Source organism: Peribacillus sp. N1, assembly GCF_054600815.1.
This window is the reverse complement of the sequence record NZ_BAAHZO010000006.1, coordinates 1-19,375: the sequence shown is the minus strand read 5'-3', so window position 1 is coordinate 19,375 and position 19,375 is coordinate 1. Positions and strand designations below refer to the sequence as shown.

Here is a 19,375-nt window from a genome sequence, read left to right as displayed (position 1 = left end):
TTTTTTAGTTAAATGACCACAAAATGACCACATTTATGGGTCCATGCTCTTTTTTCCTAGAGCTTTTGAAAAGTTTTCTGCAGTTCTGAGTAACATGACTATATTTTTTCAAGGTAATAGAAACTTTAGAATGTCCTAATCTTTCTGATACCACTTTAGCATTTACTCAGATTTCCAACATTATAGTTGCATGTGTATGACGTAAATCATGAAATCGTCTGCGGACAAGCTAGGTAAACCAGTCATTAAAGAAATTTAAGAGGGGGTAATGCCTGCACCTTTTATTAGCTTTGTTAAAGAAAATGTTTTTATTTGATTTTATCGAACGTTTGTTCCTTGAAGAACAAAAATTACCGTAAGGGAGTGATATGCCATTATAGGGGGCTTCAATGGAATAAGAACGGGAACGTCCAAATCGGACGTTCCCATATTTTGAATTAAATGGGCACGTAAGAATAATGTACCCGTGCGTGTTAGGAGTGGCCGTCATGCTCTTGATAAGAACCCTTCGAATGTAAGTGAACTTTGATAATATTGTTCAACTTTCAACGCCTAAAACGAAATTAATTTATTTTTCCTTATCGAAAATATAAACTTGGTTACCCGTCTATTTTATTAATTAGTTCCTCATCTTCACTCAACATATTTATAAATTTTACTAAGGATGCAGGTACATACTTATCTTTTCGATAAATGAAAACTGTCCTAACTTTTCCATTCGGAATTGAGTGTTGTCGAATGATTCCGTCTTGTACCTGTTTTGAAACAACTCTTTGCGGAAGCATACTTATACCTAGACCAGCTGCTACACAACCGATGATCCCATCTATAGTGCCAAATTCCATTATCTTATTGGGTATCATCTTCTCTTGTTGTAGCCATAGTTCAAACTTTTCCCGATAAGCACATCCTGCATGAAATACAAGCAGCGTCCTTGTTTGAATATCTTTGATAGAAGATATAGGAGGATGAACTGTATCTGTAATGAGCATTAGTTCTTCTTCGAACACTTCTTTCTGAATGAGATCTGGATGATTAATGGGTCCAGCCACAAATGCTCCATCAAGTTCATTCTGAAGGACTGCTTGAATATTTTGTTGAGTGGAGCCTGTTTTTAAAGTTAAATCAACCTCTGGAAAATCTTTGTGATACTTTGAAAACAAGACTGGTAAGCGAACTGCTGCGGTTGTTTCCATTGAACCAATAATTAACGGACCTCTGGGTGTTTGATCATCATTCATCATATTTTTGGTTTCTTCTATAAGATCGAATATTTTTTCTGTATATGTTAGCAACATGCTTCCTTTGTCAGTTAATGCAGTGCCACGATTATGTCTATAAAAAAGAGTTGTTTGAAGATCCGATTCCAACTGCTGTATTTTCATCGTGATATTTGACTGTGCATATTGAAGTTCTCTTGCTGCTTGAGAAATGCTTCCCATCTTAGCAACACTGTGGAAAATTTTTAATGAGTGCAAATCCAAAATAATCTCTCCTTAGTTGATATATCTTTTAGCCATCAGTATGAGTGATACCAAATATCGATTTTAAGTATTATACCATATGGCAAAAAGAAGATATGCTTATAATATCCTACATTTCAATTGGACACTCTAAAACCATTATTTATTTTGAGGGGAGATACAAAATGCCATTATTACGTTTTGATTTAGTAGAAGGAAGAAACGAAGAAACTTTAAAAAAATTATTGGATTCGGCTCACCATGCGATGGTGGAAGCTTTCCAAGTGCCTGAAAGTGATCGTTATCAAATAGTTCATCAGCACCCGCCGCATGAGCTAATGATCGAGGATACCGGACTGGGGTTTAAAAGAAGCAGAGACCTAGTAATTATTAGTATTGTAAGTAAAAAAAGAACGGAAAAACAGAAAGAAACCTTATACTCACTTCTTGCTCATAAACTTGAATCGGACTGTGGGATTTCTCCACAGGACTTGATGGTTTCTATAACAGAAAACAGCGATGCTGACTGGAGTTTTGGACGAGGGGAAGCACAGTTTCTAACAGGTTCATTATAGTTAATTGGAGGAAATCTTTGAAGAATCAAACTTATCATTTTTTAATAGGGGGAATATTTTCTTTAATCATTGCGATGGGGATTGGAAGATTTGCATATACTCCCATTCTTCCTCTTATGCAAAAAGAACTTTCTTTATCAAATGCAGCTGCTGGTTATATAGCAACCAGTAATTACGCAGGATATTTGCTTGGAGCAATTTTAGCAGGTGCCATTCCTTTTAAGAAGTGTAGAACCATTTTGTTAAGAATAAGTCTAATCATCAGTATCTTAACCACGGCTCTAATGGGTCTCACATACTCTAATTCACTATGGATTGTACTTCGCTTTCTATCAGGATTTGCCAGTGCGTTTGTATTGGTCTTAGCCTCTGGTATCGTGTTAGATAAACTTTCAACTATAAGAAAAACCAGTTGGTCGGGGATGTTTTATGGGGGAGTAGGTTTGGGAATCTTTTTATCAAGTCTAATGATTCCGAGTTTAAACTATTTATTTCGGTGGGAAGGAACATGGATAGGACTAGCTGTTGTGAGTGGCATCCTTGCTATCTTTGTATGGATCTGGCTCGATGAAACCCTTAACGTTGTCGAGAAGAAAAATAAACAAGATATGATTGTAAAAGTGCCCCCCGCTAAATGGCTTATATGGTTGATTATTGCGTATGGTTTAGAAGGATTGGGTTACATTGTTACCGGAACGTTTATCGTATCCATCGCTGAAAAGACCACATACTTTCATAATGGTGCTACCTTAGTTTGGATGATGGTGGGATTGGCTGCGATTCCATCCTGTCTCATCTGGTCTTTATTAGCTAAAAAATGGGGATTCATTAAATCTTTAGTGCTTGCAATGGCTCTGCAATCCTTGGGTATTGCGATGCCAGCCTTTTGGATGTCAAAAACTAGTTTTGTCATTAGTGCTTTATTATTTGGAGCCACCTTTATGGGTATCACCACCCTGGCTACAACATTGGGACGAGAAATGAATCCATCTGATAGCAGTCGGACTATTGGTATTCTTTCTGCTATTTATGCTATTGGACAGTTGATAGGACCAACCCTTGCTGGAGTCTTATCATCATTCACACATGATTTTAATGCTGCTTTTATTGGCGCAGCGTGTGTTGTCTTCTTTGGGGCAATTTTGCTTTCAAGTGGGATTCATTTCGAGAACAACCCTAACATAAGAAATTCAACTGTCCAATACAAAAAATAGAAAATAATTAATTGGGATATAAATACAAAATTGGGGGAGTCATTGATGTTAAATAATGAAATGATGAAGCATTTGAAGATTAAGAATCCTATTATACAAGCTCCTATGGCTGGTGGGATCACCACTTCGGATTTAGTAGCCGAGGTATCCAATGCTGGGGGACTTGGAATGATCGGAGCAGGCTATCAGACACCAATACAAACGAGAGAGCAGATTAGAGAAATCAGGCAGTTAACTTCAAACCCTTTTGGCATCAATCTATTCGTGCCAAACGAATTTAACGTAACGCCTGACGCAGTCCAATCAGCTAACCAGCTTTTACACACCATTTGTAAGCAATTAAATTTAGAACAAACAGACAGCTTTGACATTCCTGAGTATAAAAAAATTTATGAAAGCTTCATTGAACAAGTTAAGGTTGTCATTAAAGAGAATGTATCTATTTGTTCCTTTACATTTGGTATTCCTCCTAAGGAAGTGATGGATGAATTAAAACAGCATAACATCACTCTTATAGGAACAGCTACAACGGTAAGGGAAGCAGTTGAAAATGAAAAAGCGGGAATGGATATGGTTGTTATGCAAGGCAGTGAAGCTGGCGGGCATCGCGGGAACTTTATTGAAGGTCATCAGGAGAGCCTAGTAGGTTTAATGTCACTTATTCCGCAGGCTGTTGACAATGTAAGCATACCTGTTATTGCTGCAGGAGGAATTATGGATGGAAGAGGATTAATGGCTTCACTCTGCTTAGGAGCACAAGGTGTACAAATGGGTACAGCTTTCTTGACTTGTATAGAAAGTGGGGCACATAAGGTACATAAAGAAGCCATATTGAATGCTGATGAAGACCAGACAACCTTTACTCGTGCCTTTTCTGGTAAATGGGCAAGAGGTATTAAAAACAAATTTATTGCAGATATGCTGGAGCATGAATTGCTTGTACCCGATTTTCCTGTTCAAAACCTAATAACTCAAGTAATTAGAAAAACGTCCAGTGGACAAAATAATCAAGATTTCATGTCCCTATGGTCTGGCCAGAGTCCAAGATTAGCTAAAAATCAATCTGTTGTATCATTAATGAAAAATATTATTACAGAAGCAAAAAACATAAATCTATTATGAGATGTTACGAGGTTAAAAGAATTCGGTTTTTTAAGCGGATCATGTAATTAAAAGCAATGGAGAACCCTTATGTAATGGGATTCTCCATTGCTTTTTTAGTTAAATGACCACATTTATTGGTCCATGCTCTTTTTTCTAGTGCTTTTGAAAAGTTTTCAGCATAAGAGACCTGTATATTCGAAGTAACTGAGTTAGTTCCTGTTTATAAAGTCAAGTAATAACTTGTGTGAATACTTTATATCACTATTGATTTCACTATCTTCTACAGAGCCTAAAATATGCAACGCTTTTTTTATTATGATTTCATCAGTTACAAACTCATCGCTGATTAATTCAACTAAATTTTGAGATGCTCTTTCTTGAATATATATATATGAGTTAGTTTCAAGGAACATAATCAGTGTAGATGCGAGTTCTGTTAAATCTTTATAACTACATGCCCATATGCTTATACCATCTAAAATGTCCTCAGTATCTATACTTTTACACAAATCTTTTGCACGTTCAACGGATAACTCATATCCACCAATGTAATCGGACAAATCTTCTGTTGGCGGTTCATCTTTATTTTTACTATAATCTAATACAATCCACGTGTGTCCATCTCCGGAGATTGTTACAAAATCTTTTTCTTTAATTCCCCATTCATTAAGATGGTATTTTGATTTGTAAATTCCTTCATTTTCTTTAATTCCAAACAGAAAGTCTACAGCAATATGATTATCAGCGTAGGAATTTTTAAAACTCACTGGTAATGCGTTGTATTTTAAATATCCCCCATTTTGAATTTTTAATAGTTCAATATATTCTTTTGGGAGTTTAATGTTTAAATTTGTTTCAGCATCAAGGATATCTCCTTCTGTTAATTCATTTAGGTTATATTCATCAAAATCCATATCTTCGAATTCTTCAAAAATAGACTCCAAGTATCACACTCTCCATATTACTTAGTTTCATTCTTCTCAAATAAATCATCCAACAGTAAAATCTCAACTATTTATAGGCTTTTTCAATTGTAAGGTGATTTCTCATATTTATCCAAAAAATGTTTTAATTTATTTGCATTTATAAAATTTCAATAATTCCTTTTAGATAGAACCTGTGATGCACTATTAAGCCACAGATGATTAAATTTTATAGAACTAGATTGAGCATTTTGATAGGGTGAGGTTCTTTTAAAGATAGGAGTACTTCTGAGCCAGCCGCAAACTGAATAATCTGTTGCTGTATTAGGGGGAGCAATTTGAGAATTTTTTATATTATAAGAAGAAACTCGGTAGAATATATTTAGATAATATAACGGATAATTGTATCCAAGCGTGTTATGGATTTTTAAATACCCATAAACCACATTGGGTGGACACCATAATATAAGATGTTGCGCAGTAAAATGAATTCGACATTTTACACGGGTCATGTAATAAAAAGCAAGGGAGAACCCTTATGTAATGAGAGGTTCTCCCTTAGACGTCATCCATGAAGGGTGTATAGGCCTTGAACAGCGTTAATCATGTTCCCAACATCTATCTTCAATAATAATATGGGGGATTGGGCTGGTATTGATAGTTGTATGCCGGGGCAGTATATAGTTGGTTATCATAGTGATTAATATATTGAGGATATTGCTGCATCTCTTCATCGGCTCGATGGCAGTTGACTGGCGGACCGATGAATGTTGATGGCTGAACCGGTGCAATTGCTTTTTTCCATTGGTTTTCATCCATGCAATAAGTATGTGCCATAATATTTGCCGGCGTCAATTTCAAGATATCCGAACCGAGGATCACCTCAGGTGTTGGTGCATTAAAAATGGCGAGCAAATGAGTATTATCCGTATTAGCCACTTCATAATGCCACCAACCTTGTGGGACATTGGCTACTTGACCGGGTTTAATGGGATAATTTTGTATTTGTTTTGTAAAAGGATTCAGTAATGAAACGGTTGCCGCTCCAGAAATGCAATACACGAGCTCTGCTGCATTTTGGTGATAATGCGGTTCTACGACATTGTCTGTACTAAGGTAAATATCTAATAATGAAACATTTTCGAGTGTGTTCAATTGTTTGATACCTAATACATTGATATAGTTTTGATTGTCTTTTTTCATTAAATTGCTTTTATTAATATCGAAAAAGTATTGTGTGGATGGTGAGGTATAGTCCATATAGGAGACCATGAATTTATCATTCCTTTTTTTAAGACTTGATTTTTCAGGATATGTAAAATCTCATTTTAATGTGCAATAACCCAGTGGGTTTATTGCCTATGGAACTGATAAGGGTTGCTGATGATGCTGTGATAGGCAGTGACTTAGAGTAACGTAATAGTTATGGTTATTATATCAATATTATTTTATATATTTTAAAACTGAAACTACTAAACTGAATTTTTGATATAATCAAACTTTTGATTAGCGTAATTTTCCCATTGCATGACTTTAAATTACAGTGATATAATGTTCTCTGTGATTTTAAAGTTTAACATAGGAAGTGGCTAAATTGTCGAACAATTCAAAAGAGAGTAAATTCGTCCCGTACGTCTCTGCATCTAAATCTTTACCGGAATTGACTGCAACTGCAATCATTCTAGGGGTCATTCTTGCAATCGTATTCGGGGCGGCAAATGCATACTTAGGCCTACTTATTGGTTTAACTGTCTCTGCTTCAATACCCGCGGCGGTAATTTCAATGGCTATATTAAGAGGGGTTTTTCGCAGGGATTCAATATTAGAAAACAATATTGTGCAAACGATGACCACAGCAGGTGAGGCTATTGGTGCCGGTGCTGTATTTACCATTCCAGCATTATTCATGTGGGACATGGACGTGAGTCAAGCATTCATCATTTTCGTTGTATTAACTGGGGGATTTTTAGGGGTCTTCATGATGGTTCCACTTCGCCAGCTTTTGATTGTAAGGGAACATGAAACATTACCTTATCCTGAAGGTACGGCATGTGCCGAGGTCCTGAAATCAGGAGAAAAGGGTGGTACAAGCGCCAAGCTGATCGGAGCCGGCTTGGTTATCGGCGGTGTGGTTAAAGGTCTTGGTGATGGGTTTAAGCTTTTCAAGACTGAGGTTGAAACAGGAATCACGAATTTTAAAAATGCAGTGGTTGGTCTTGATGCCTTTCCTTCCCTTTTGGGTGTAGGTTATATTATTGGACCGCGTGTTGCAGGACAAATGCTAGGTGGGGGGTTATTAGCCTGGGTCGTTCTAATACCGGCCATCAGCTTTTTTGGCGGAAGCAATGGAACAGCCATTTTCCCTTCTGAGGTACCGATCGGTGAATTGGATGCATGGGGAATTTGGGATAATTATATACGCTACATTGGTGCTGGTGCCGTTGCAACTGGCGGATTGATCACATTGATCAAAACATTACCAATACTTTTCAGTTCAGTTTTCGATACTCTTAAAGGTGTTAAAGCCAATAAAGGACAACTAAAATCAGGTTCGATCCGTACAGAACAAGACATACCGGCTAAATACGTTTGGCTGGGAACGATCATCGTTATTTTAATCATTGCTTTCACACCTATCACGGATGTAGGAATCATCGGTGCGATTGCAATTGCGATTTTTGGGTTTTTATTCGTGACAGTGGCTTCAAGGGTTGTTGGGATCGTCGGAAGTTCTTCTTCCCCAGTTTCAGGAATGACGATAGCCACACTATTGATTGTAGCGATTGTCTATAAAGCTACTGGTTTTACTGGTACGACGGGAATGGTAGCCGCTTTAACCGTCGCTGCGATCATTTGTACTGCACTTGCGGTTTCAGGTGATGTTTCTCAAGATCTAAAAACAGGATATATCGTCGGCGGAACACCATGGAAACAACAAGTTGCCATGATGATCGGTGTTGTTGCGTCAGCTTCTGTCATTGGTTTTATCCTGGTTCTGATGGATAACGCATATACGATGGGATCTGCAGAACTGCCTGCACCTAAAGCGGCACTAATGAAAATACTAGCTGAAGGTGTTCTTGGGGGAGATTTACCTTGGACACTCATCTTTATCGGTGCGGCTATTTCGATCACATTAGAATTTTTCGGTCTAAATTCACTTGTTGTTGCTGTCGGCATTTACTTACCGGTTCATACTAGTGCCCCAATCATGATCGGTGGATTTATTCGTTTCTTCGTTGAGTTTTTCTCGAAAACAAAAGAAGCGCTTAAAGCACGGGTTGATAGAGGTGTATTATTTGCATCTGGTTTAATAGCGGGTGAATCATTGATTGGTGTTCTTATTGCCATATTGATCGCAGCAGGTGTCCAAGTTCCGGCTGCGGCTAAATTAGCCAGCAATTTGCTACCTTTCCTATTATTCCTTGCTCTAGCTGGATTGCTATGGTTCGTATCCAGCAAAGGGAAAAAAGAAGATGCTTCGTAAAAGCCAATCAAAAAAGAGGAACCTGTTAACCATGGTTCCCCTTTTGGAAAAACGCGTCACTATGGTACAAGAATCTTCGGAAGCAACTTTTTTAGTCATTCAAAGGACCAATTTTGTGGAACGAATTACAATTCGTTTCTTTAAACAACCATCAGTCCGCAAAATCAAGCTTGATAAGTTTGGGGCATATGCCATTAAACAGATGGAGTTCCAAAGAAATGTAAATCAGATTTCTGAAGCGATGAGTGAACATTTTGGAGAGGAAGCAGAACCGGCTTTACCGAGGTTGATGAAATTCCTGGAAATTCTAGAGGTTCATGATTGGATCATATGGAATGATGAAGAAGAAAAATGAAAAAAGCTGAAGCTCTTTTGATGCTTCAGCTTTTTTCTGTTTTAAATTTGATGAAAATCAAAAATTTTCACAGGCTTACGACATTCTAATAATCTACATTTTTACAAAAATGAACTTTGAGTATAATTATTTGTAACTAATTTATATATATTGTATTCTTGTACTGTCAGTCAGGATAAAATATTCATATTTTGAAGAGCAGGTGGATTATTATGGGAAGAGTACAAGGAAAAGTAGCATTAGTTACAGGTGGAGCTTCAGGTATAGGGTTATCCATATCCACACTAATGGCTAAAGAAGGCGCAAAAGTCGTGATTGCTGATTTTAACGAAACAGGAGCGAAAGAAGCGGCTGAAAACATTAAAAAACAAGGTGGGGAAGCGTCTGGAGTGTTCTTGGATGCCGGACAAGCAGATTCCATCCAGGCAGCAGTCGACTTTACCATTGAACAATATGGAACGGTTACGGTACTTGTTAATAATGTGGGGTCAACTAACCTGCATAAAGATCTGGATGTCGTGAATTTAGATTTGGAAGAATGGGACCGACTTATGGATGTGAATTTAAAAAGTGTGCTATTGGGCAGCAGGTTTGCGATTCCTCACATGATTAAAGCGGGAGGAGGTTCGATAATCAATACGGCCTCCATGGCTGGATTTACAGGTGACTCCGTACGATCTGCATATGGCGCGTCCAAAGCGGGGGTAGTGAATCTGACTCGTTATATAGCTGCACAGTATGGTAAAGATCATATTCGTTGTAATGGAGTGGCACCAGGTCTTATTTTAACTCCTGCAGCGAAAAATAATATGCCTCAGGCCGTACTCGATATTTTTGCTAAATTCAATGCATTGCCATATCATGGTGAAGCGGATGATATCGGTTATACCGTACTATTCCTTGCATCTGACGAGTCTAAATTCATTACAGGTCAGACGATCCAAGTGGAAGGCGGTCATTATATGGCCAACCCAAGCATCTCTGATTTTAATGATTATGTAACCAAAGCAAAATCCAATTAATTTTCTGGACATTCATATAACAAAACCTTACCCTGGAAAAGATCAACCTTATCCGGGGTTTTTGGTTAGGAAGCCCTTTATTTAAAAAACATGAAGCAGGTGCATTAACAATGGAAGAAACGAATTATGACGAAATGCTGAACATCAAAACGGAAGGTGAACAAAAAAAATTCAATGATTCTCTGCATTATCACCGATACGAACCTACGCCTTATAGCGCATTAGAACATTTATTCAAAAAATATGCACTGAAAAGAAATGATCGCATTGTTGATTTTGGATGCGGTAAAGGACGCTTGAATTTTTTCATCCATCATTTATATCAATCATCTGTGGTTGGCGTGGAGATGAATGAAAGTTTCTATAAAGAAGCGATCGAGAATCTGAATGGCTACATGAAGAAAAGGAACAACAACTATGGCAATATAGAATTCCACTGCTGTTTGGCGGAAGAATATGATATTGATACGAATGATAATCGCTTTTATTTCTTTAACCCGTTCTCGGTACAGATCTTCATGAAAATCATCAATAACATATTGCTTTCCTTTGAAAAAGAACCGCGCCAAATCGAACTGATTTTATTTTATGCTTCACAGGATTATATTTTTTTCCTCGAAAACCAAACCGCCTTCGAACTGAAAGACGAGGTGATGTTACCTGGCTTGACAGAATCTAATCCTTTTGAAAAATTCGTCATATACCAATTGTTAATTTGAATGGATACTCGTTTTTTGGTGATAATCAAGCAAACATTAAATGCACCCAAGCGATATTTCATTGATGCTTGGGTGCAATGAGTAACGAACCGTGGTGGGTACTTAATTTACAGTGTATTGTAAAATTCTTACTTTTTTGCATGCTCCTATTCCATTTTTTATCTTTTAGTTTTATGCTCTTCTATTTCTAAGGATGAATCACTTTGTTTGTGGGCGAGGTTCTAGTTTATAGTTTGTAAGCCATAGTAAACATAAAAAAATTAATTCAAATGCATTGGTAACAGCCGAACTTTCTATGGGAATAGGGATGGCACTTCCAACTATCATGACTATTACTCCTAAAAGCATCCAAATCCAACGTGTTCTTATAAATATGCAGATGCTAATCACCAATAATATAAAGGTAACAATAAGCACCATTAAAGGTGGGCCTGAAGATTCCTCACTAACATATCTTAAAACACCATACTCGTAGATTGGTACAAATGTCTTATGCATATTTTCAATAAATTCATAGATGATAAGCCCAGCTGTAAGGAAAAGGAAAAAGTAGGGTGTTATCATTTTTTTTGTAAAAGGAATATGTATCCTTTTTGCCATTCCCCATCCAAACAAAATCAATGTGGGAGTGATAAATCCATGACTCCAGAAACGTAATGCATTTAATGACTCCAACAAAGGGCCATCACCAATGAACTTTCCAGAGGCAATAATTAAGTTATCCACGATAAGCCCGAAAGTAACTAGAAGAAGAAAGCTTGAATACGAAAAGAGTTTACGGTCCTGTCGAAGTAACATCATTCCCATGATAAAAAGAATAATATAAATGATTGAATAACAAAAATATAAAATAGTATCCAACTAATTCACCCCCTATATGTTTTTTTCCATACTATAATAGAACAAAACATATCACAAAAAATAACTTTAATATAATTTTAATTTAATGTGAAATTCATATTCAGGAAAGATTGTAAATACCTATACGGAGAATATAAGGGTAGGCTTTATATATGGTTTTTATAAGTATCAAAGGTCTACATAAGAAACTTTATATTTAAACATGGATGGAAGCATTGCATGAAAAATTCCCATAAATAGGGATATTACTGATAAGCAGCCACTGAAATACGTGCACAGATTGTGTAATAATTCTCAATGTGGACTCAGACGAACTACGTTTCCGAAAAACTTGTGGCAATGTTCGATAGCTGGCATCCAAACAAAGAGAGAGGATTCGTACAGGGTGGTTACACCTAATAAGGTGAGAAATAGCACAGCAAGTAATTAAATATGTGATAATCCAAGAGACTTGAAAATGATGGAGATAATCCCCCTTTTCCTGAGAAGAAAATAAATAAGCACGCAAAACTGAGATAAAGGAAAGCCTATATAATCGTTAATAACCAGCTCATTTCACACCTTGTTTCTTTTTTAGCCTAAGTAGAGATGACATATCCGTCTACATGAGGAAAATGTCATAAAAATATTCAAAAGAGAAGGAAGTTAGATGTAAAGTTCAAGGACAGGGTGAATGAAAAGCAATACTAGTAGCTGTGTGTGTCCATAACATCACCTAGAAATAAATTTTAGGAATAGTGAGGTATAAAATGAAAAAAGTTATTAAATATATTCTCGTTAGTATAATTGCATTAATGATTATCGCTTTCGGCGGCTTTTACATATGGTCAGAACAAACATACAAGCCATCAGATGAATTGTATGCGTTAGTTGGAAAGGGGAATATAAAAAAGGAAAATGGGTTTGTCACATTCGAACCAACAAAAACTAAGAAAGTGGGCATTGTCCTGTATCCAGGTGCCAAGGTTGAGCCGGGAGCATACGGATATTATGCAAAAGAATTATCGAAAGAGGGATATACAGTCGTTATCCCAGATGTGAGGTTCAATTTCGCTTTGTTTGATAAAAATAAAGCGGTGGAAGCTAAAGATGCATATCCAACTGTGGAGAAATGGTACGTTGCTGGACACTCGTTAGGAGGAGTAGCCGCCTCCGCATATGCTTATGAAAATCCAAAAGAGGTGGAAGGAATTATCCTCCTCGGTTCATATCCCAGTAACTCGAATGACTTTTCAAAAATGAAGGTTCCTATGCTATCGTTATATGCAGAACATGATGGGCTATCTACAGTGAAGAAGATTGTGAAGACAAAGCACTTACTATCTAAACAGGCTAACATGCATAAGATAGCGGGGGGAAACCACGGTCAATTTGGTGTATACGGAAAGCAAAAGGGAGATAATGAAGCGACTATCTCAGCTAAGAAACAGCAAGAAGAAATGATAGTTGTCACAAAAAAATGGCTTAATCAGAATGGGGAGTAAGTAAAATTCAGCTTGAGCCATGAGAAAAAGGACCTGTTATTCTATGATGATGTAGAGATGCCTTCAAAGAATTAATTGGGGGCATTTTCATATCGAATTATATTTGGACTTGTAAACAATGATGCAAAGGGATCCGGTATGCGGAAAAAGGGGGGGATGTAGACTAAACGACAAGCACCACACCTCCCCGGTCCGGATTATTGCTTTCGCGTTATTTGTTTAATATTATGCTATATTTGTAAATTCACTCATTTATTGAGTGTATTTGTAAGTATGTAAATAATTATCCGGACACACAACGAAAAGAGAGGCAATCGTTATGATTGCCTCTCTCAAGAAGAAAAACGAGTTTGCATGAAGTTTGTTTCAGTTGATTTCAGAAATCCGCTCCCTTTTTCTGCAAAGCCTCATCAATGCAAGCGGCTGTGGGGTCTCGGCTAGCCAGTTATTCGGAGGAGTGGCGCAAATTTCTTCAATCCAATGACGTTTCACCCATTAAAAAAGTAAAAAACATGAAGGGTAACAAAGTCTTCCGAGCCTCCTTTTATCAACAAAAGGGTTTCTATCTAAACTTTAAAACTAAGTTGATTGGAGTCGGTGTTCGAGCCTCCTGCGGAAGGCAAGTGCCTGGAGTGGAATTCAATGTTCCAAACTTACAAAACCCTAAAAAAATCGAGTATGTCTACAGTCTAGGCTGCCTTAATTAATAAGGCAGCCGTCTTATTTTATATAATAATATTCAATAGTTACGCTCGATGACAAAGTGCGCGCGATCGCCTCTAAAGAGAGTTTTAGAGAATTCAATGACCGATCCGTCATTCTCATATGTGTAAGTTTCCAATGAAAAACAAGGTGAGCCGTTCGGTACGTCCAATTTGTCAGAAATGGAATCGTCGGCAAGTGAAAACTCCAAGTGTTCGACCGTTTTTTTTACTTTTAAATTGAATTGTGTCTCAAGTACTTTAAAGAGTGATTTTTCGCAGGCTTCGATATTAAGCCCGGGTGTTTTATACCAAGGGAGATAGGCAATTTCATATTGAAGGGGGATATCGTTTACGTAACGTATCCGTTCCAGTTTATTTACGGGGTCTCCAATATTTTGTTTAAAAAGCTTGGCAAGGGTAGCGTTTGCTTCGATCACCTTTAAGCTAATGACCTTTGTAGAAGGGTTTTTTCCTTGCATCGTGACTTGCTCAGAGAACTTTTCAACCGTGCTTGAAAGAAATTGCTTCACTTTATTTTCCGAAACGAAAGTACCTTTGCCCTGAACACGGTAGATGTAGCCTTCGACGTTCAATTGCTGTAAGGCCGTGCGAACTGTTGTCCTGCTTACTCCGTATATTTTACAAAATTCTGCCTCAGTCGGTAATTTTGTATTTGTTTGATATTCGCCATTTTTTATGAGATCGATAATTGATTCCTTAACTATGGAATGCAATGCCGCTTCTTTATTCATGGTCTCCACAGTGATTCCTCCTATGCTCATTCCCAATATATACATATAGATTATCTCGGATAAGTTCAATAATCAACTTTAATTCGCAAATTTGTAATAACAAATTAAAAATTGTGTTGATATTTTTTTGATTTGTAACTACAATGTATGTATGGAGGCAATAATACCCATTTCATATTCAAGGGATGTGATAAAAGTAACATCGATTATAAAAAATGCGGTTTAGACTTACTTGAAAATACTGAATAATCAATCATTAAAAAAGGGGGGTAATTTCAATGAATATCTTATTATGTTGTTCTGCAGGGATGTCTACTAGTTTATTAGTTACCAAGATGGAGGAAAGTGCTAAAAAACAAGGGGTAGAGTGTCATATATGGGCAGTTGGTTCTACAGAAGTTAACAATGAAATAGATAAGGCGGATGTTATTTTATTAGGGCCGCAGGTTAGATATCTTCTTTCCAAGCTACAGGAAGCGGGGAAAGAAAAGGGAATTCCAGTCGCAACCATCAATCCGATGTTCTATGGACTATGTAATGGTGAAGAAGTGCTAAAACAAGCCACTACTTTAATAAAAGGAGAATAAGGATATGATGACTTTTATTGATAAGTATATTATGCCTGGGGCGGTAAAGGTAGGAAATAACCGGCATTTGCTTGCAATTCGTGACGCATTGATTGGAATGATAGCGATTACAATGATCGGGTCATTCGCCGTCCTGTTTAATAATCTAGGGCAAGTCATCAAGCCTTACGGAAGAATGATGGAGGCCATCTTCGGTCCTGCATGGAATACGCTCGGCGGTGATATTTGGTTTGGAACCTTTGCATTCATGACGGTATTCGCTGTATTCGGCATTTCTTATAAATTGGCACGATCATACGGTGACGATGGTTTTGAAGCGATGCTGGTATCCGCAGCCTGTTTCTTCTTACTATTGCCTCAAATCGGAAATGTCACTTTAACCATCGATGATAAAGATGTTACTGGCGGGGCCTGGGGTTTTGTAAGCGTAAACTATTTTAATGCTACAGCCCTCTTTACAGGAATTGTCGTTGCCTTGATAGCCACTGAAATATTTGTGAGACTTTCCCGAGTGAAGTATTTAGTCATCAAGCTTCCTGATGGAGTACCTCCTGCGGTTGCCCGTTCATTTGCAAAGTTAGTGCCGGGTATGGCAACGATCTTTATCGCTGGTATATTCGGACTGCTGTTCCGTAAAGCTACGGATGGGCAGGTATTGAATGACTGGTTGAGTAAAGTGATCGTATCTCCATTACAAAGTGCAGTAGATTCATTGCCATTCGCTATTTTACTAGTATTTCTTGTTCATTTATTATGGATGATCGGTTTGCATGGACCCAATATCCTTGGTGGGATAACGACACCGCTTTTTGAAAGTTCAGGAGTGAAAAATATCGATTTATATGCAAAAGGCGTCAAAGACATGGACCAATACGGGGTATTGGCGGGTTCTTTCCTGGATGCATTTGTTTATTTAGGCGGATCTGGTGCAACATTGGGCCTAATCATTGCAATGATCATTGCCGGCCGGAAACGGTATAAACAGATGATTGCACTCGGAGGGGCACCAGGAGTGTTCCAGATTAACGAACCCATTCTTTTCGGATTGCCTATCGTTCTGAATCCAATGTGGTTCATCCCATTTGTTCTCGGCCCGGTAATTACAACGGTGATCTCTTATATCGCGGTAAGCAGCGGAATGGTTTTTCCGATCGTCGCTAAGATTCCATGGGTTACCCCGCCGATTGTGGGTGGATTCCTGGCCACAGGCGGACATGTATCTGGAGCGGTTTTGGCTGCAATCAATCTAGTCATTTCAACCGCTATTTATTTACCATTCGTTTATGCTCAAGTGAAGATAGACACCAAAAATGAAACAAAGCTTACAAAAGATTCAGAAACGCTAAGCCTTTAAGAAAGTAGTGATGAAAAATGGAAAAAGAAGAATTATACCAGCTATCCTTTCAATTGATTTTATATAGTGGGAATGCGAGAAGCTTTGCAATGGAAGCGTTGCAGGAAGCAAAGAAAAAGGATTTTGATTCTGCACGATTGAAAATCGCCGAGGCGGAAACGGAATTACTGCAGGCCCATAAATACCAAACTCAATTAATCCATGCCGAGGCGGGCGGGGACCATTTTGATCTTCCCATCATCCTAGTGCATGCACAAGATCATTTAATGACGGCGATGACAGTAAAGGATCTTGCACTGGAAATGATCGATCTACGCGAAGAATTCTTACATGCAAATGTTGTGAAGGAGAGGGCTGCCGAATGAGCAAGGGGCTGAAAATTGTTACGATTGGTGGAGGATCGAGCTATACGCCAGAACTGATCGAAGGATTCATTAAATATCATGAAGAACTTCCCGTGAGTGAAATTTGGCTCGTTGACATCGAAGCGGGAAAGGAAAAGCTTGAAATTGTCGGGAATCTGGCAAGAAGGATGATTGAAAAGGCTGGTGTGAATATTGATGTCCACCTCACGCTAGATAGAAAGAAAGCGCTTAAAGGCGCAGATTATGTAACAACCCAGCTGCGGGTTGGCCAGCTCGCAGCAAGGGCACTTGATGAAAAGATTCCATTGAAACACGGAGTGATCGGACAGGAGACGAATGGGCCTGGTGGGCTTTTCAAGGCTTTTAGAACGATTCCCGTCATTCTGGATATTGCTCATGAAATGGAGGAATTATGTCCGGAAGCATGGCTGATTAACTTCACGAATCCTGCTGGAATGGTAACTGAAGCAGTTCTGCGTCACAGTAATATCTCCAAAATCATCGGACTTTGCAATGTGCCGATTGGTATGGAACGAGGTGTTGCGGATTTAATGGATGTAGAGCCATCAAGAGTCCGGATCGACTTTGCCGGCTTGAACCATATGGTTTACGGATTGGATGTATTCGTTGATGGGGAGAGTGTCAAAGATCAAATCATCAATTTGATTACGGATCCAGCTAAAGCTGTCACGATGAAGAATATCCATGCAATGGGCTGGGAGCCGGAATTCCTTAGAGCGTTAAATCTGTTTCCGTGTCCATACCACAACTACTATTACAAAACGGGGGATGTGCTGGCCCAAGAATTGAAGGATGCAGAAAAAGGGGAAACACGTGCAGAGGTCGTTCAAAGACTTGAAGCAGGTTTATTCGAGCTATACAAAGACCAGGATCTGGCTATCAAGCCGCCGCAGCTTGAAGAGCGCGGAGGTGCGTACTACAGCGATGCGGCTGTACGGTTGATTTGCTCGATGCATACGGATAGGCGAGATATTCAAGCGGTAAATACGGTCAACCATGGTGCGATAGAAGGCATCCCTTACGGCTCGGCGATTGAAACCAGTTGCGTGATAACTAAGGATGGTCCTAAGCCAATCAATGTAGGAGAGCTTCCTGTCGCTGTCCGCGGATTAATTCAGCAAATCAAATCCTTTGAAAGGGTAGCCATCGAAGCTGCAATTTCGGGGGACTATGATACTGCGTTGCTTGCCATGACGATCAATCCACTCGTTCCAAGTGACCGGGTTGCAAAACTTATCTTAGACGAAATGCTGGAGGCACATAAAGATTATCTGCCGCAGTTTTTTGAAAAAAAGGAGTTGCAGGATAATTTATCATGATTGAAGTCCTTGTAAATGCAGATGATTTCGGGTTAACTAAAGCGGTGAATTATGGGATTTTGGATAGCCACAAATATGGAATTGTCAATTCGACAACGATCATGATGAATGCGCAAGCAACGGAGCATGCGATCGAAATCGCAAAGAAGACACCATCGTTGAAGGTAGGTATACACTTAGTGCTGACATGGGGGAAACCTTTGTTGAGTGATGTTCCGAGTTTGGTTGATGAAGCTGGTTTCTTTAAGAAGCAAGGGTTGGTATATGGGGATCCTGCCGGTATTTCCTTGAGCGAATTGGAGAGGGAGTGGTCAGCACAAATCGAAAGATTCTTGGAATTTGGTCTATTCCCGACTCATTTTGACAGCCATCATCATGTACATGGGATCACAGCATTTCTACCGGTTATTAAAAAGCTGTCAGATAAATATGGATTGCCAGTGCGTAATGCCGGAAGGCACCTTGCTGGGATTCAAATCGTTACAGATGTATTCCTGGATGATTTTTATGGAGAAATGGTGGTTGAAGATTACTTTCAAAACTTGAAGGGGAGGGTAATCGATGGGGCGAGCGTGGAGATAATGACTCACCCTGCTTATATGGATGAAGAATTAATGGAAGTCTCCTCATATAATGATAAACGTTTAAAAGAAACACGGATCCTGACAAATGCAAAATTACCTGAGGGATTTTTCCTTAGATTCAGCATCAACCAGGTTAACATTTGAATTTTGATAAATACATCCCTTTAATTGCAAAAGAGGACCATTCATCCAAATGATGAATGGTCCTTTTAAATTCAATGAGTGCTTTATCTTAAAAATTAATAAGCCAAGCTGAATAGGGCTTTGATGTGCGATAGATAGCGAACATTACTTGCTTCTTTCATCAATGTAGCCGGAAGTCCTTTAAGGGACGTGTTATTGGCCCCAACCGTTGCCACCGCATCCTTACGGCCAAGGCTCGCAAGCGTACCTGAGTTGACAGGCGAAAATGCTTCAAGTTTCTTGCCTTCAAAGGCTGCAAATAGGTTGTAACCAACAAGCTCACCCATTTGCCAAGCATT

General features: G+C 38.6%; 18 protein-coding genes and 3 pseudogenes. 14 read left to right on the top strand and 7 right to left on the bottom strand.

Features of this window, described 5'->3' with window-relative positions:
- Nucleotides 1-4: 4 nt before the first annotated feature.
- Nucleotides 5-217: pseudogene (locus ACYP5M_RS20870) on the bottom strand (tyrosine-type recombinase/integrase); the annotation flags it as partial.
- A gap of 219 nt (nt 218-436) precedes the next feature.
- Between ACYP5M_RS20870 and ACYP5M_RS20865 the strand changes: the two are divergent.
- Nucleotides 437-520 (top strand): annotated as a pseudogene (locus ACYP5M_RS20865) (hypothetical protein); the annotation flags it as partial.
- Nucleotides 521-599: 79 nt separating this feature from the next.
- Here the strand turns inward: ACYP5M_RS20865 and ACYP5M_RS20860 are convergent.
- Nucleotides 600-1,484 carry a LysR family transcriptional regulator gene (locus tag ACYP5M_RS20860; protein ID WP_452445181.1) on the bottom strand — a complete coding sequence of 295 codons (885 nt, stop codon included), beginning with the start codon at nt 1,482-1,484 and terminating at the stop codon, nt 600-602.
- 164 nt (nt 1,485-1,648) lie between these two features.
- On the opposite strand from ACYP5M_RS20860, the gene ACYP5M_RS20855 reads away from it, so the two are divergent.
- From ACYP5M_RS20855 to ACYP5M_RS20845, 3 genes are read left to right on the top strand one after another with little or no spacing between them, the layout of a single operon-like run.
- A complete protein-coding gene (locus ACYP5M_RS20855) occupies nt 1,649-2,038 on the top strand; it encodes a tautomerase family protein (protein ID WP_434169102.1) in 390 nt (129 codons plus the stop codon).
- 17 nt (nt 2,039-2,055) lie between these two features.
- Nucleotides 2,056-3,252: a YbfB/YjiJ family MFS transporter gene (locus ACYP5M_RS20850; protein WP_452445182.1), complete on the top strand. Its 1,197-nt coding sequence runs from the start codon at nt 2,056-2,058 to the stop codon at nt 3,250-3,252.
- 45 nt (nt 3,253-3,297) lie between these two features.
- Nucleotides 3,298-4,374 (top strand): NAD(P)H-dependent flavin oxidoreductase, encoded by a 1,077-nt coding sequence (locus ACYP5M_RS20845; RefSeq protein WP_459735487.1) that lies wholly within the window; start codon nt 3,298-3,300, stop codon nt 4,372-4,374.
- Between the two features lie 191 nt (nt 4,375-4,565).
- Here ACYP5M_RS20845 and ACYP5M_RS20840 read toward each other — a convergent pair whose 3' ends face one another.
- Together ACYP5M_RS20840 and ACYP5M_RS20835 are read right to left on the bottom strand one after the other, a co-directional pair.
- Nucleotides 4,566-5,300 carry an SMI1/KNR4 family protein gene (locus ACYP5M_RS20840; RefSeq protein ID WP_434169105.1) on the bottom strand — a complete coding sequence of 245 codons (735 nt, stop codon included), beginning with the start codon at nt 5,298-5,300 and terminating at the stop codon, nt 4,566-4,568.
- 603 nt (nt 5,301-5,903) lie between these two features.
- Nucleotides 5,904-6,551, bottom strand: coding sequence for a cupin domain-containing protein (locus tag ACYP5M_RS20835; RefSeq protein ID WP_101224714.1), 648 nt, complete (start codon nt 6,549-6,551; stop codon nt 5,904-5,906).
- A 322-nt stretch (nt 6,552-6,873) separates the two neighbouring features.
- On the opposite strand from ACYP5M_RS20835, the gene ACYP5M_RS20830 reads away from it, so the two are divergent.
- From ACYP5M_RS20830 to ACYP5M_RS20815, 4 genes are all read left to right on the top strand, one after another.
- The gene (locus tag ACYP5M_RS20830; protein WP_459735486.1) at nt 6,874-8,766 is read left to right on the top strand and encodes an OPT family oligopeptide transporter; all 1,893 of its coding nucleotides are present in this window, start codon (nt 6,874-6,876) and stop codon (nt 8,764-8,766) included.
- Nucleotides 8,756-9,121: a PqqD family protein gene (locus tag ACYP5M_RS20825; RefSeq protein WP_260357134.1), complete on the top strand. Its 366-nt coding sequence runs from the start codon at nt 8,756-8,758 to the stop codon at nt 9,119-9,121. The genes ACYP5M_RS20830 and ACYP5M_RS20825 overlap by 11 nt, the downstream gene beginning before the upstream one ends.
- Nucleotides 9,122-9,333: 212 nt before the next feature.
- Nucleotides 9,334-10,143, top strand: a complete 810-nt coding sequence (locus ACYP5M_RS20820) for an SDR family NAD(P)-dependent oxidoreductase (RefSeq protein ID WP_230177456.1) — start codon at nt 9,334-9,336, stop codon at nt 10,141-10,143.
- 110 nt (nt 10,144-10,253) lie between these two features.
- Entirely contained in the window at nt 10,254-10,862 is a 609-nt protein-coding gene (locus tag ACYP5M_RS20815; protein ID WP_452445184.1) for a methyltransferase domain-containing protein, read from the top strand.
- 198 nt (nt 10,863-11,060) lie between these two features.
- Here the strand turns inward: ACYP5M_RS20815 and ACYP5M_RS20810 are convergent, their stop codons facing one another.
- Complete coding sequence (locus ACYP5M_RS20810) at nt 11,061-11,723, bottom strand: hypothetical protein (protein WP_402941895.1); 663 nt, start codon at nt 11,721-11,723, stop codon at nt 11,061-11,063.
- 749 nt (nt 11,724-12,472) lie between these two features.
- On the opposite strand from ACYP5M_RS20810, the gene ACYP5M_RS20805 reads away from it, so the two are divergent.
- Entirely contained in the window at nt 12,473-13,207 is a 735-nt protein-coding gene (locus ACYP5M_RS20805; protein ID WP_459735485.1) for an alpha/beta fold hydrolase, read from the top strand.
- 739 nt (nt 13,208-13,946) lie between these two features.
- Here ACYP5M_RS20805 and ACYP5M_RS20800 read toward each other — a convergent pair.
- Complete coding sequence (locus tag ACYP5M_RS20800; protein WP_101224747.1) at nt 13,947-14,663, bottom strand: GntR family transcriptional regulator; 717 nt, start codon at nt 14,661-14,663, stop codon at nt 13,947-13,949.
- A gap of 278 nt (nt 14,664-14,941) precedes the next feature.
- Between ACYP5M_RS20800 and ACYP5M_RS20795 the strand changes: the two genes are divergently transcribed.
- From ACYP5M_RS20795 to chbG, 5 genes are read left to right on the top strand one after another with little or no spacing between them, the layout of a single operon-like run.
- A complete protein-coding gene (locus ACYP5M_RS20795) occupies nt 14,942-15,250 on the top strand; it encodes a PTS sugar transporter subunit IIB (protein WP_048684685.1) in 309 nt (102 codons plus the stop codon).
- Nucleotides 15,251-15,254: 4 nt separating this feature from the next.
- Nucleotides 15,255-16,604 carry a PTS sugar transporter subunit IIC gene (locus tag ACYP5M_RS20790; protein WP_034313464.1) on the top strand — a complete coding sequence of 450 codons (1,350 nt, stop codon included), beginning with the start codon at nt 15,255-15,257 and terminating at the stop codon, nt 16,602-16,604.
- A 17-nt stretch (nt 16,605-16,621) separates the two neighbouring features.
- Complete coding sequence (locus ACYP5M_RS20785; protein WP_230177452.1) at nt 16,622-16,969, top strand: PTS lactose/cellobiose transporter subunit IIA; 348 nt, start codon at nt 16,622-16,624, stop codon at nt 16,967-16,969.
- On the top strand, nt 16,966-18,309 hold the full coding sequence (locus tag ACYP5M_RS20780) for a 6-phospho-beta-glucosidase (protein WP_434169110.1): 1,344 nt from the start codon (nt 16,966-16,968) through the stop codon (nt 18,307-18,309). Before ACYP5M_RS20785 ends, ACYP5M_RS20780 begins: the two co-directional genes overlap by 4 nt.
- Complete coding sequence (gene chbG / locus ACYP5M_RS20775; protein ID WP_434169111.1) at nt 18,306-19,037, top strand: chitin disaccharide deacetylase; 732 nt, start codon at nt 18,306-18,308, stop codon at nt 19,035-19,037. The genes ACYP5M_RS20780 and chbG overlap by 4 nt, the downstream gene beginning before the upstream one ends.
- Before the next feature lie 95 nt (nt 19,038-19,132).
- Here chbG and ACYP5M_RS20770 read toward each other — a convergent pair.
- A pseudogene (locus ACYP5M_RS20770) lies at nt 19,133-19,375 on the bottom strand (NAD(P)/FAD-dependent oxidoreductase); the annotation flags it as partial.